The 13,312-nt window shown below is 63.2% G+C and carries 11 protein-coding genes; 2 read left to right on the plus strand and 9 right to left on the minus strand.

The genetic code is table 11. The features are described from left to right. Positions 1-448 precede the first annotated feature (448 nt). Together ACQCST_RS01490 and ACQCST_RS01495 are read right to left on the minus strand one after the other, a co-directional pair. Entirely contained in the window at positions 449-1,090 is a 642-nt protein-coding gene (locus ACQCST_RS01490) for a DNA-3-methyladenine glycosylase I (protein ID WP_426997609.1), read from the minus strand. 192 nt (positions 1,091-1,282) lie between these two features. Next, entirely contained in the window at positions 1,283-1,537 is a 255-nt protein-coding gene (locus tag ACQCST_RS01495) for a cell division protein CrgA (RefSeq protein WP_426997610.1), read from the minus strand. A gap of 174 nt (positions 1,538-1,711) precedes the next feature. Between ACQCST_RS01495 and ACQCST_RS01500 the strand changes: the two genes are divergently transcribed. Further along, entirely contained in the window at positions 1,712-2,521 is an 810-nt protein-coding gene (locus ACQCST_RS01500) for a class E sortase (RefSeq protein WP_426997611.1), read from the plus strand. 169 nt (positions 2,522-2,690) lie between these two features. Continuing rightward, positions 2,691-3,332 carry an anthranilate synthase component II gene (locus ACQCST_RS01505; protein ID WP_426997612.1) on the plus strand — a complete coding sequence of 214 codons (642 nt, stop codon included), beginning with the start codon at positions 2,691-2,693 and terminating at the stop codon, positions 3,330-3,332. 15 nt (positions 3,333-3,347) lie between these two features. Here ACQCST_RS01505 and pknB read toward each other — a convergent pair whose 3' ends face one another. The 7 genes from pknB to ACQCST_RS01540 are packed head-to-tail and all read right to left on the minus strand — an operon-like array spanning position 3,348 to position 13,046. Further along, positions 3,348-5,291: a Stk1 family PASTA domain-containing Ser/Thr kinase gene (pknB, locus tag ACQCST_RS01510; protein WP_426997613.1), complete on the minus strand. Its 1,944-nt coding sequence runs from the start codon at positions 5,289-5,291 to the stop codon at positions 3,348-3,350. Positions 5,292-5,299: 8 nt separating this feature from the next. Beyond that, on the minus strand, positions 5,300-7,135 hold the full coding sequence (locus ACQCST_RS01515) for a protein kinase domain-containing protein (RefSeq protein ID WP_426997614.1): 1,836 nt from the start codon (positions 7,133-7,135) through the stop codon (positions 5,300-5,302). Then, positions 7,132-8,589 carry a peptidoglycan D,D-transpeptidase FtsI family protein gene (locus ACQCST_RS01520; RefSeq protein ID WP_426997615.1) on the minus strand — a complete coding sequence of 486 codons (1,458 nt, stop codon included), beginning with the start codon at positions 8,587-8,589 and terminating at the stop codon, positions 7,132-7,134. Before ACQCST_RS01520 ends, ACQCST_RS01515 begins: the two co-directional genes overlap by 4 nt. After that, the gene (locus tag ACQCST_RS01525; protein ID WP_426997616.1) at positions 8,586-10,058 is read right to left on the minus strand and encodes an FtsW/RodA/SpoVE family cell cycle protein; all 1,473 of its coding nucleotides are present in this window, start codon (positions 10,056-10,058) and stop codon (positions 8,586-8,588) included. The genes ACQCST_RS01520 and ACQCST_RS01525 overlap by 4 nt, the downstream gene beginning before the upstream one ends. Next, positions 10,055-11,815: a protein phosphatase 2C domain-containing protein gene (locus ACQCST_RS01530; RefSeq protein WP_426997617.1), complete on the minus strand. Its 1,761-nt coding sequence runs from the start codon at positions 11,813-11,815 to the stop codon at positions 10,055-10,057. Before ACQCST_RS01530 ends, ACQCST_RS01525 begins: the two co-directional genes overlap by 4 nt. Positions 11,816-11,817: 2 nt before the next feature. Beyond that, positions 11,818-12,309 carry an FHA domain-containing protein FhaB/FipA gene (locus ACQCST_RS01535; protein WP_426997618.1) on the minus strand — a complete coding sequence of 164 codons (492 nt, stop codon included), beginning with the start codon at positions 12,307-12,309 and terminating at the stop codon, positions 11,818-11,820. Then, complete coding sequence (locus ACQCST_RS01540) at positions 12,306-13,046, minus strand: FhaA domain-containing protein (RefSeq protein ID WP_426997619.1); 741 nt, start codon at positions 13,044-13,046, stop codon at positions 12,306-12,308. The genes ACQCST_RS01535 and ACQCST_RS01540 overlap by 4 nt, the downstream gene beginning before the upstream one ends. Positions 13,047-13,312: the final 266 nt, after the last annotated feature.

Consider the following 13,312-nt stretch of genomic DNA (forward strand, 5'->3'; position numbering starts at 1 on the left):
CGCTTCTGCGGGGCGCAGGCCGGCCGTCCGTCTGGAACCCGGAATCTTCTGGGTTCCGGATTTCAACAGGGTTATTCACAGTGTTAATATCTCGCGGCCGGTCGTTCACGTAACCAAAAACTGCTGGAATGCGGACGCTGGAGCAGGGTGCGGCCGGAGGTCCGGTCCTGTTATCCCCAGCTGTGGATAAGTTGTGGGTAGACCATTGTTACTAAGTGGATAACTCCGGTCTGTGGGTCCGTGGGCGAGTGGACTTCCACGGGCGGCCCACGACGGCTGGCCCAACTCCGGACGCGTGGGGTTATCCACAGGAAATCCACAATGTTAATAAGTTACAGCCATGTAATTCAATGATGCTGGCTGCCAGTTCAGGGCCGGTACTGGTTTTTTGCCGGACGTAGTCCGCCGTTTTCCACAGTGTGAATCAGGCCGCCAAGCCTGCGAACCGCTATGCCCGCGGCCATACGCCGGACGAGCCGCGCCGGTGGCTGTCCACCAGATGGGTATCGATCATGCCGATGGCTTCCATCAGTGCAAACATCGTGGTGGGTCCTACGAAGGCGAAACCCCGACTCCGGAGTGCCTTGGCCAGGGCGATCGACTCGGGTGACTGGGTGGGGACATCCGCGAACGTCAGCGGTTGCGGGGTTGCAGCTGGCTGGAAACCCCAGACGAAGTCAACCAGTCCTCCGTCCTCCCGGAGCGCGATCGTGGACTGTGCATTGGTGATGGCAGCACGGATCTTGAGCCTGTTGCGGACTATGCCAGTGTCCTGCAGAAGCCGGTCCACGTCGGCTTCGGTGAACGCGGCCACCATATCAGGGTGGAAATCGGCGAAAGCGGCGCGGAAGGCGGGGCGCTTGCGCAGGATGGTGGCCCAGGACAGCCCGGACTGGAAGGCCTCAAGACTGATCCGTTCATAGAGGCCCTGCTCGTCGCGGACCGGCACGCCCCATTCGGTGTCGTAGTACTCGCGCATCAGCGGATCCACGGCTGCCCAGGGCGGCCTGGCCAGTCCGTCGTCACCCGTGACGCTGCCGCCCATGAGAGTGCCGTTTCCGGTGGCAGTTCCATTGTTGCGCGGGGTCATTGGTATCCGTTTCTGATCGGCGCAAGCCTTAGTGCAGTTCACTCAAGGGGAATCTACACCGGGCTGCCGGTCCACGCATCAGGACTGCTGGGACATGGGCAGCACCATCAGTCAGCGGCTGAGGGATTCCTGCAGAAGCTGAGGGCCGGCGTGTCCTGACACTTCAGAAGAAAGGGTGTCCAGAAGAGGTGTTCAGGAACGCCAGCGGGTCGTCATCAGGAAGCCGAGAATGGCGATTCCGAACCCGGCAACGATGTTCCAGGATGCCCAGTCACGGACCGGCAGCTGGCCCTCGCTGATATAGAACGTGATGATCCACAGCAGGCCCAGGATCATCAGCCCGAACATGACGGGCTTGAACCACACGGGATTGGGCTTGTGGGCCTGCGTGGCCGAAGTCGGCTGGGCCGCGCGGGCAGTCTTCTTTCGTGGCTTTGACTCGGGCACGTGTCCTCCTTGGCGGGCTGAATCAAGAGTGGGGCGCCGGCTTGGTATCCTGCAAGAAGGAAAATTCCAGCGGTCCGCGCGCTCTTGGTCAAGTCTGAATTCTTACTAGCAGCCAATTCTAGCTGTAGTTCAGAACACACCTTCGCCCGCCGCGACTGCCTTGGAGGAGAACGCGTGGTGCTGCAGGAGAGGGAGACGTCCGCTGCCGTACCGGCGCCGGGCGTCGGCGTCTTGCGCAGGGCCATCCAGATCCTGGGCGAGCTGCTCATCACTGCCGGCCTTATACTCCTGCTCTTCGTAGCCTGGGAACTCTGGTGGACCAACCTGGAATCGGACGCCAGGCAAAGCGATGTCATCAACAACTTCGCCCAGGACTTCACCGGGCCCCTGACCCCGCAGAACCCTGCCACTCTGAGCCCTACGGATGACGCGGCGCCGCCACCCCCGACCGTGGATTACGGACCGGCCGTAGTCTCCACTGCACCGGGTCACGGCGGCACGATCGGCATCATGTACATCCCACGATTCGGCGAGAGCTACACCCGGCCCATCGTTCAGGGCACCACAACTGACGTCCTGGATACTCTGGGCTTGGGGCACTACGACACCACGTCCATGCCCGGTGCGGTGGGGAATTTCGCGGTGGCGGGTCACCGGCAGACGCACGGGGCCGTGCTGGACAACATCCACACACTGGTCCCGGGCGACAGAGTCTACGTCCAGACCCGTGACGGCTACTACGTGTACGTGTTCCGCAACAATCAGATTGTGCTGCCGTCCAGAATCGATGTGCTGTTGCCGGTGCCTGCGCAGCCCGGAGCCACACCCACGGAAAGCTTCCTCACCATGACCAGCTGCAACCCCCGGTTCGGTTCACAGGAGCGGATCATCGCGTACTCCGTATTGGATCACTGGCAGCCGGCCTCTGCCGGACCGCCGGCGGAAATTGCCGCCCAGGTGGCCAAAATGCACGGGGAGGGCTAAGCGTGTACGGATGGATTTTCCGGCATCTCCCCGGGCCCCTGTGGCTCCGCATTTTCACCGCACTGGTGCTGATGGCCGGCGCACTGGTATTGATGGTGCAGTTCCTATTTCCCTGGATGTCTCAGTTCACCCAGTTCACCGACTCAACGATTGGTTCATCACCTCAGCCATGAGCACAACTAAGATCCTGGTCATCGACAACTACGACAGCTTCGTCTACACACTGGTGGGCTACCTCCAGGAACTGGGTGCCGAGACCACCGTTGTCCGCAACGACGACGTCACGCTCGGCGAGGCGATTGAAATGGCCGAAACGCGCGACGGCGTCCTTGTCTCGCCGGGACCGGGCACACCCGCGGAGGCCGGCGTCTGCATCGAGCTGATCCGGTGGTGCGGCAGCAACAGCAAGCCCATGTTCGGCGTCTGCCTGGGCCATCAGGCCCTCGCCGAGGCCTATGGCGGCATTGTCACCCACGCCCCGGAACTAATGCACGGCAAAACATCCCTGGTACAGCACAGCGGCACGGGCATTTTTGCGGGACTGCCCTCCCCCGTGACTGCCACCCGTTACCATTCCCTGGCCGCCGTCCGCGGGACCATCCCCGAAATTCTCGAAATCACCGCTGAAACAGCCAACGGCGTGATCATGGGGCTCCAGCACCGGACGGCGCCGCTGTGCGGTGTGCAGTTCCATCCCGAGTCCGTGCTGACCGAGGGCGGTTACCAGATGCTGGGCAACTGGCTCGAGTCACTTGGCATGGCCGGCGCCGCGGAGCGCGCGAGCAAACTGAGCCCGCTAATCCAGCACTGATCCATCAGGCTGCCCCTAGCCCTTTTTGGTCTCCGACGGTGTGGGTGACGGCGTTGGCGTGGGACTGGGCGCGGGGGCCTTGGCGACGGTAACGGTAATGGTCTTCCCCTGTGCCACGGTTGAATTCAGTGGATCGCTCTGGTCCGTCACCTTGCCGGGTTCAACCTGCGAGTTTTCAACTTCCTTGACATCGGCAACCAAGCCCAGCGCCTTCAGCGCAGCTTCTGCCTCGGCCCGGGGAAGGCCCCTGAGCTCGGGCATTGAGACCTTGCCAGTAGACACAATGATCTCTACGGTGCTGCCCACGGCCACCAGCTGGCCAGGGGCAGGGTTGGTAGTGATCACAATGCCGGCGGGCACCGTGGCGCTATTGGCCATGGTGGTGGACGGCGCCCCCACCAGGCCGCTCTGCCGCAGCACATCGCGTGCCGCGGCTTCCGTGCGGCCGGGAAGATTGTCCGGTACCTTGACCGCGATCGGCCCTTCGGAGATATTCAAAACCACCACAGAGTTCGGCTCCAGTGCCGTTCCGGCGGCGGGTACGGTACCGATGGCTATTCCCTTGGACACGGTGTCGTGCTGGATTCTCTTGATCTGTGGGCTCAGCTTGGCATTGTAAAGCTTCTGGAGTGCTTCGGATTCGCTGAGGGAAGACACCGAAGGAACGTCGATTTTGACAACCGCGGCAGGTGGCCGGTTCATCATGTTGTAGACCCACAGCCCGCCGCCGGCGAGCACAAGCAACGTGAAGACGACCAGGGTGGCAACCCACGTCCGACGACGGGACGTCTGCCGCGCCGTGCGCTCACGTTCCGGCGGGAGGCCAAGCGGCAACACACCGGCGTCGGAAGGCACATGCTGGGCCGTGGCTCCGGACGGCCGGCCGGCATCGTCACCGGCCGTCTTCAGCGCAGGCCGCAGCCGGCCGCCGGGGGCGTCGTCCAGGAACTTGGCACCCGTCAGGGCAAACGCCTCCGTGGCCGGGGTATGGTCCGGCGTCGGGACGTGATCATTGGGGTCTGTTGGAGCTTCGGTAGCAGAAAGCCCGGGCACGGGAATGCCGTTCCGGGCTGCCCGCAAAGCCCGGCGGAAGGCGGCTGCATCCTGGAACCGGTCAGCACGGTTCTTCTGCAGGGCCTTGGCGAGGACACTGTCCAGGGCCCCGGAGACTTCAGGGTTGAGGCTGCTGGCAGGTTCCGGGATCTCGCGGACATGTTGATAAGCCACGGAAACGGGGCTGTCACCGATGAACGGGGGCCGCGCGGTCAGCATTTCGTAGAGCAGGCAGGCTGCTGAATACAGGTCGCTGCGGGCATCAACTGTTTCGCCGCGGGCCTGCTCCGGGGAGAGGTACTGGGCCGTCCCCACCACGGCCTGCGTCTGGGTCATGGTGGCGGAGGAATCCGCTATGGCCCGGGCTATGCCGAAATCCATCACCTTGACGGTGTTGGAGGTTCCACAGAACATCACATTGGCGGGCTTGATGTCACGGTGCACGATTCCAGCCTTGTGGCTGTACTCAAGCGCGGACAACACCCCAAGCGAGAAATCGATGGCTTGGTCAATGGTGACGTCCTTGGCCCGGATGAGGTCCCGGAGGGTCTTGCCCGCCACGAATTCCATCACGATGTACGGAACCCGCACGCTGTCCTGGGCGTCACCCGGGACAGCGTGGTCGCCGGTGTCATAGATGGCCACGATGGACGGGTGGTTCAGGGCCGCAACAGCCTGGGCCTCGCGTTTGAATCTGGCCTGGAACTGGGGATCCCTGGCAAGATCCGGGCGCAGCAGCTTGATCGCCACGGTCCGGCCCAGCCTGGTATCCACGCCGCTGTGGACATCTGCCATGCCGCCGCGGCCAATGAGCTCACCCAGTTCATACCGCCCGTTGAGGACGCGCTGGGTGTTCACCGGGATGCTGTCCTCTCGGTGCGATGGGGTACGGGGTGAGTTATCCAATGAATTTCCTATGGCGTAAGGGGCTTGCAGGTTGCGGGAGTACCGGGGAGCTCAGCCGTTTTGCAGGTGGGCAACTTGGCGAGGTGGTAAGTGACGACGGCGCCGGAGGCCACCTTCATTGCGGCGGCCGGATCGGAGCTCACGAATGTTCCGGGGGTCTGGCCAGCACTTCCTGCCACATCGTCGCCCTTCTGCCAACGCAGTCCGGCCGCAATGATGGCATCCTGCGTCTGCTTTTCAGTGCTGCCGACAGCGATCGCCGGAACTGAAACCATTTCAGGTCCTTTCGAGTACGTCACCGTGATGGTGTCGCCCTTCTGGACCAGGCCGGTCGGGTTGATTCCGGTGACTGTTCCTGGCGGATCGGCGTTGAACGCCTCCACACCATCCACCTTCAGGCCGAGGGCTTCGAGCTGGCTGCTCACCTTGCTGAACTGCTGCCCAAGGTAAGCATCGCGGATGACGTTGATGCCCTCGGGAGTTGTTTGTGTTGGTGACGGCGTCGGGCTGGCGGACGTGGGCTTCGCGGCCGTTGACGTCGTCGACGGGCTGGCACTGGTAGAAGCGGCGCTGCTTGCCTTGGCACTGGAGCTGGCCGGGGTTTGGGTCGGGAACAGAATCCCGGCCTGCGTCAGGATGATGCCCACCAGGGCGAAGAGTACCAGCAGGATCAGCGCAATCAGCGGCCAGGTCCAGGGGCTCCGGCTGCGGCGCTCGGGTTCATCGACAGGTTCGTCATACTGTTCCTCCTCCTGCACCCAGCTGCGTTCGGCAGCCAGGGCGTCGGCGCGCGAGAGTGTGCTCCTTGCGCCGTCGGCATTGGCTGCAGCGGCTCCGAGCCCGACCGCTGCCCCTGCCCCCGCGGCGCCGAGCACGGGCAGGGCGGAGGTTGCCGTCGTCGAGCTGTCCTTTTCCTGGCCGATAACACCGGTGGGTGCCGTGGGGATGTCCACAGGGGCCGTGATCGGTCCGGCGGTGGCCTCAAAAAGCAGCATGCCTGGGACTGCCGCGTGCGCCGCGGGGATATCACCGTTGCGGATGGCCTCGGCTGCCTCGGACAGCTTGATGGCGTTGGCGGGGCGGTTCTTGGGATCCTTGGCCAGCATGGACATCAACAGTGCGCGGACAGGTTTTGGCAGCGTCTCCGGCAGCGGCGGCGGAGCATCATTCACCTGGGCCAGGGCAATGGCAATCTGCGACTCTCCGGAAAACGGCCGGTGCCCGGTGAGGCATTCATAGCCGATCACGCCGAGGGCATAGATGTCCGAAGCGCCCGTGGCATTCTGACCGGTGGCCTGTTCAGGGGCAAGATACTGGGCGGTCCCCATAACCTGGCCGGTCTGGGTGAGCGGCACCTGGTCAGCGAGGCGGGCAATGCCGAAGTCCGTCACCTTGACGCGGCCATCCGGGGTGATCAGCAGGTTGCCGGGCTTGATGTCGCGGTGCACCAGGCCCTGGGTGTGGGCCACAGACAGGGCGCGTGCGGTCTGGGCGATCATGGACAGGGTGCGGTCCGGTGAGAGGACCTGCTCGTGTTCGATGATGCCGCTCAGGGGCTGGCCGGGGACCAGCTCCATCACCAGATAGGCCGAGCCCGCCTCCTCACCGTAGTCAAAGACGTTGGCGATTCCGACGTGATTCAGCAGCGCAGTGTGGCGCGCCTCGGCACGGAATCGCTGGAGGAAGCCCGGATCTCCTGTGTACTCCTCCTTCAGCACCTTGATGGCAACGATCCGGCCAAGGATGAGGTCCTTGGCCTTCCAGACCTCGCCCATGCCGCCGATCGCAATCCGCGTGGTCAGCTGGAACCTGCCGCCGAGGGTGATTCCCGATGTAGGCCTCACTTATTCAACACCGCCTCAAAAATCTTCTTCGCGTTCGGACTGGTTAGCTGTGCGCCTGTGGTGATGTCCACGCCTTGCATGACGATGGTGACGGCCACTTGCGGGTCATTCGCCGGGGCAAAACCGGTAAACCATGAGTTGTTCAAGCCACCGGTGCCGAGTTCCGCGGTACCGGTCTTACCGGCCACCTGGACGCCGGGAACGGCGGCACCCGCGGCGATCCCCTTGCTCACCACACTGGTCATCCACTCCGTGATCTGACGTGAGATTTCCGGTGTGGTGGAGGTGCGCAGAGGAGAGGGCTTCGGCTCGCTCAGCACGCGCAGATCCGGTGAGCGCACGGCCTTGATCAGATTAGGACTCATTTGCACACCGCCGTTGGCAATCGCCGCCGTCATCAAGGCAATCTGGAGCGGGGTGGCGCGGACATCGCGCTGGCCAATCGCCGACTGCGCCAGGCCCGCTGCATCCAGGTCCTTGGGGAAGATGCTCGGTGCATAGTCCAGTTCAAGCTGGTCGCCGAGATCCTGGCCGAAGCCGAATTTCGCCGCCTGGTCAGCAATGGCTTTCTCCCCGAGATTCTGTGCAATCGTGGCAAAGGGCGTGTTGCAGGACTGCTGCAGCGCAAACGCGAAACTGGCGGTGTTCTGGGTGTAGCAGTTGCCGCCGGCATAGTTGGGCAGCTTGTACTGGATGCCGGGGAAGGACATCTCCGCAGGGTTCTCCAGCACACTGTCCTTGTTGTACTTGCCGGAACTGAGGGCCGCGGCGGTGTCCACCAGCTTGAACACCGAACCCGGCGCGAGCAGGGCACCGGTAGGCCCGCTGACGATCGGGTTCAGGTTGATGCCGGGAACCTTGATGAGCTCGCTGTAGTTGGCTGCTTCTGCGGCCCTGTCCTGGGTAGCGATGCGGTTGGGATCGTAGGACGGCTTGGACACCATGGCCAGGATGGCGCCGGTCTTGGGATTGGTCACCACAATGGAGCCGCGCTGGCCATCCGGGATGAGATCGTAGGCGAGCTTCTGGATTTTGGGATCGATGGTGAGTTCAACGGAGGCGCCCTTGGGCTGGTTTCCCAGGAAGAGCTGGCCGATCCTGTCCAGGAAGAGCTGGTCCGAGCTGCCGGCCAGCTGTTTATCCACGGCCTTTTCCATCCCGGTCAGCCCGAAGCTCTGCGAGAAGTATCCCGTGAGACCTGCATACAGCTCAGGCTGGGTGTAGGTGCGCTGGAACTTGCACGCTTTGGAACCCTCCACAGACTGCGCAATGGGGATTCCGCCCACAATGATGGCGCCGCGGTCATTGCAGTAGTTCTGCAGAGTGGCCCGTTTGTTCCACGGGTTGTCCTTGAGATCGTCTGCTCCCACCACCTGCACATAGCTCAGGGCACCAAAGATCAGCACAAACATGGCAATCGCAGCAATCCATGAATTCCTTATGGCCTGGTTCACAGTTGCTTCACCGCCTCGGTAGGGGAATCGGGACGGGTTTGCTGGGTGGAGCCGCGCGGCGGTGTTGACAGCGCCGGCGGTGCCGCACGTTGGGCTTCCGGCGCTCTTTTCTCAACATCCGGACTCTCACCGGCTGGCAGGGGCGTAGTGTCCACAGGGCCGCGGGCAGTGTGGGAGATCATCAGCAGCAGGCCCACGATGATCCAGTTGGCTAGCAGAGATGAACCACCCGCTGCGAGGAAAGGTGTGGTCAGCCCGGTGAGCGGAATAAGGCGGGTGACGCCGCCGATCACCACGAAGCACTGCAGGGCAATCGCGAACGACAGCCCGCAGGCCAGCAGCTTGCCAAAAGCATCCCTGGTGCCCAGTGCTGCGCGGAAGCCGCGGGTGAAAAGCAACAGGAACATCAGGACAATGGCGAAGATCCCAATTAGTCCTAGTTCCTCGCCGAAGGACGCGATGATCATGTCACTGTTGGCAAAAGGCACCAGATTGGGACGGCCCTGACCGAGCCCCGTGCCCACCAGTCCGCCGCTTGCCATGCCAAAGAGGCCCTCAACGATCTGGAAGCTGCCGCCGAATTCCCGTCCGTACACGTCATCGGTAAAGGCGTTGAGCCAGCCGTCGATCCTCAGGCCAACGTGGGAGAAGACCTTCGAGGCCACAAAGCCGCCACCCAGGAGCAGTGCGATACCGATGACCACCCAGCTGATGCGGCTGGTGGCCACATAGATCATCACGATAAACAGGCCGAAGAACAGTACGGAGGAGCCGAGATCGCGCTGGAAGACGAGCACACCAATACTGACCAGCCAGGCGGTGATCATGGGGCCCATGTCCTTGAACCGAGGAAACTGCAGGGGGCCGAATTTCCGTCCGGCCAGCAGGATGAGATCGCGGTTGGAGGAAAGATAACCGGCAAAGAATATAGCCAGAGTGATTTTTGCGACCTCGCCAGGCTGGAACGTCATGGGGCCGAGCCGGATCCAGACGCGTGCGCCTAGGATTTCGCCGGCCGAAATGCCCGGGATCAGGGGAAGAACCAGCAACAGCGCGCTCACTGCCAGGGAAATGTAGGTGAAACGGCGCAGTATCCGGTGATCCTTGAGGAACCAAATGACGGCTATGGCCACCGCCATGGCGATCAGTGTCCAGCGCAGCTGGTTGTTTCCTGTGTCATCGCCCGGTGCGTCGAGGCGATGGATCATGGCCAGGCCCAGGCCGTTCAGTGCCACCACGAGCGGAAGTATTACCGGATCGGCATATTTGGCGCGGATTCGGAGCACCACATGGAAGGCCAGCGCGGCTGCGGCCAGCAGGCTGGACTGGAACCAGAAATCGGCGTCGAACGCCTTTTGCTGGTCCACGCCCACCAGCATGTTGGCGCCGATCCCCACTGAAAGTGCCAGCATCAGCAGCACCAGTTCAATGTTCCGGCGGGGCTTGGGTGTTGCCGCTAGCTGGCTCATTTGCCCTCCACACAGGTACCGGATGAAGGGGTGGGCGATGGTGTTGCGGGGGCCAACGCAATCCCGGATGCACCAGGCGATGCACTTACCGGGGCACTGGATGAGGGCGCCGGCGACGCTGTGGCCGTGGAAGTGCTCCCTGCGGTGGGCGAGGGCGTCAGGCATTCGTCCGACGGCGCGGTGGTGCCGGTACGCTCCAGGTTCTTGACGATCCGCTGGGCATCGTAGAGATCGCGGGCCGGAACAGTCTGGCGCACGCGCTGCTGGGAAAACTCGGGAAGTGCGTCCATCCGGATTTCTGTCACGGCCTCAAGGGTGGAGAGCTGAATGGGTCCAAGGCGCTGGGAAACACCGTTGTAGATGGCGACGCGGGAATCGAATTCGCCGATGTAATAGCGGGTCTGCGTCCAGGCATAGCCCAGCCACAGTCCCACGCCGAGGACCACCAGTACGGCTGCCGCGATTGATATGGTGACCCAGCGCCGTGGCTTGGGTTCCGGGATGGAATCCGCAGGTTCGTACCGTGTCTGCTCGGCCTTGTGAGTCAGTACCGTGGCTGCCCGGCGGGCCACTGATCGGCCGGCGATGGTAGGAATTGAGCCGGATTCGGCGGCGGTAGCGGCAGCACCCACCAGTTCGTGTGGGCGGCTGGACAGCTCTTCGCGCAGCACCTCGGCGGAGAGGTGTTCCCCGAGGTGCGGATCAGTGGAGGTGGAAGGTTCCCTGGCCGGTTCGGCGGAGGGCACTGACTCGGCGGAGGGACCGGTGCCGGCGGAGGGACCGGTGCCGCCGGAGGGGCCTGACTGGGGGGACGCGGGGTCCGGAGTGACCGGTGCTCCCGGCACAGCGGGCTCTGTTGCTTTGCCTTCACCGGAGTCGGGCTCCAGCGCATCGGCTGCCGTTGTATCCGATGGCATTTCATCCGATGGCGTGGCGATCAGTGCAGCGGGGACAACATCGACGGCGGCTGTACTGACGTCGTCGGAGGTTTCCTCCACAATTTCCACCATGACCACCGTGACGTTGTCCGGGGACCCTGCTTCGAGTGTGAGGTCAACAAGCTTCTCGACGCATTCGCGGAGGTTCTTGGTTTCGCGAACGGTCCGTTCCACCACGTGGCCGGCAACATAATTCAGGCCATCCGAGCACAGCAGCCAGCGCTCTCCAGCATGTACTTCCAGGGCATCCAGATCCAGTTCGGGGCTGGCATCGACATCACCCAGCACCCTCATCAGGACGTTCTTGTGCGGGTGCGTTTCGGCTTCTTCCGGGCGCAGCCTGCCTTCGTCGATCAGGCGCTGGACGAACGTGTGGTCCACGCTGACCTGTTCGAACTCGCCGTCGCGGAGCCGGTAGGCGCGGGAGTCCCCGATGTGCGCGAAGTGGAGCTTGCCCGCGGCCAGCAGCAGCGCGGTTACGGTGGTGCCCATTCCAGCGAGCTTCGGATTGATGTGGACCAGCTCGGACAGCAGGGAGTTCGCGGTCTGGATTTCGTCAGCGAGGACGGTTTCCGCTTCGCCGTCCCGGTAACCTTCCTGGTCCAGATGGATCATGTCAAGAACGGTGGCTGCGGACGCGACGTCGCCGCCGGCATGTCCGCCCATCCCATCGGCAACTACGGCCAGATGCAGCCCCACATACGCGGAGTCGTCGTTTTTGGCACGCACGCGCCCCACGTCGGAGCGCGCGGCGTAGCGCATGATGAGCGGCCGCTCCAAGGAGGAAGCCTTGTCTGCGGGTGAGTCCGGGGCGGCCACGGCTATGGCCTCAATTCGATGACCGTCTTGCCGATTCTCACGGGTACGCCAAGCTCCATGGGCAACGCCCTGGTGAGCTGCTGGTCGGCCAGGTAGGTGCCGTTCGTGGAGCCTAGGTCCTCAATGAACCAGCGACTGCCCTGCGGAAATAGCCTGGCGTGCCGACCGGAGGCGTAGTCGTCTTCGAGGACAAGTGTTGCTTCCTGTGCCCGGCCCAGGAGAATGGGGCTGGCGGCCAGGGGGATGGTGGTGCCCTTGAGCGGGCCTTCGGTGACCACCAGCTGGTGTGCCTGTTGCTTCACCGGCTGAGGGAGTGCTTCAGCGAGCTCGGGGTTTTTGCGGACCTGCCGGGCCGTGGGGGTGCCGGCGGCCGCCTTGCGGCCCACCATGAGATCCCGGCGCATGGCCGACACAATGCTGAAGATAAGTACCCACAGCAGCAGCAGGAAGCCGAAGCGGAGGGCTGTAATGGTCAGTTCGCTGACTTCGTTCATGGGCGGCCGCCATTGCTGGCGGGCAGAAGGCGGAAGATGATTTTTGTCCGTCCCATCGTGATGGTGGAGCCGTCGGTAAGTTCCACGCTGCCCGACACTTTGTGTCCGTTGACGTAGCTTCCGTTGGTGGAACCCATGTCCACAGCGCTGGTCACGCCATCGGTGGTCCGGATTTCGAGGTGACGGCGGGACACTCCGGTGTCGTCCACCAGGATGTCCGCTTCAGATGAACGGCCCAGGACAATGGAGGGCGCGTTCAGTGAATAGCGCTGGCCATCGATGTCCAGGACAGGCTGGAGGCGCACCGGCTGGCGGCTCGGCGCGGCCGGGACGTTGGCCCGGGGTGCCGGAGCCGGGGATCCCGAGGCCTTTTCGGTCTTTGAGGTGATTTCGAAATTCCCGGGGCGGTGGGATTCGTCGCGGCGGAAGGAGATCCGGACCGGGCCCTGCAGGGTGTAACCCTGGCTGCGGACGTGATTGATGACAACATCGCACAGTTCCTCGGCAAGCGGGGTGCCCCATTGCTGGGCGCGCTCGAAGTCGTCGTCACTGAGTAGGACGTCAAAAATGTTGGGGGCAAGGGTCCGTCCGGCGGCTAAGGTGATGGCCTTGTGATCCACTTCCCGGCGCAGGCGGCTGGCGATCTCAACGGGTTCCACTTGGGCGCGCGAGCCGGTGGAGAAGACGCCGCGGACGGCCTTTTCGATGCCGCGCTCGACTTTGTCCAGCAATCCCATGGTCCCTCTCCTTTCCTTACGGCTGCGGGGCAGCACACATTCTGGAACGCAACCCGCAACCCTGTTCAAACACAAGTGCAGGCCCGCCGGGGGCGGACACTTCTACATCAGATACTACTGGGCACGCTTGTGAATGACCTTAATCCACAACGCGCGGACCGCCGGAAAGGTTCACTCCGGTCAGGGTCAGGGCGTTGTTGATGGAGTGTTTCCGGAGGTTCTCCGGCCTTTGGCCAGCGGTTGCGGAACCGTGCGATGGGTGGCTC

It is taken from the genome of Pseudarthrobacter sp. N5 (genome assembly GCF_050157035.1).
Lineage (GTDB): Bacteria > Actinomycetota > Actinomycetes > Actinomycetales > Micrococcaceae > Arthrobacter.

Coding starts and splice junctions, on each gene's coding strand:
- ACQCST_RS01505 (WP_426997612.1), top strand. CDS start 2,691: ATGAGCACAACTAAGATCCTGGTCATCGACAACTACGACAGCTTCGTC.
- ACQCST_RS01540 (WP_426997619.1), bottom strand. CDS start 13,046: ATGGGATTGCTGGACAAAGTCGAGCGCGGCATCGAAAAGGCCGTCCGC.
- ACQCST_RS01535 (WP_426997618.1), bottom strand. CDS start 12,309: ATGAACGAAGTCAGCGAACTGACCATTACAGCCCTCCGCTTCGGCTTC.
- ACQCST_RS01525 (WP_426997616.1), bottom strand. CDS start 10,058: ATGAGCCAGCTAGCGGCAACACCCAAGCCCCGCCGGAACATTGAACTG.
- ACQCST_RS01490 (WP_426997609.1), bottom strand. CDS start 1,090: ATGACCCCGCGCAACAATGGAACTGCCACCGGAAACGGCACTCTCATG.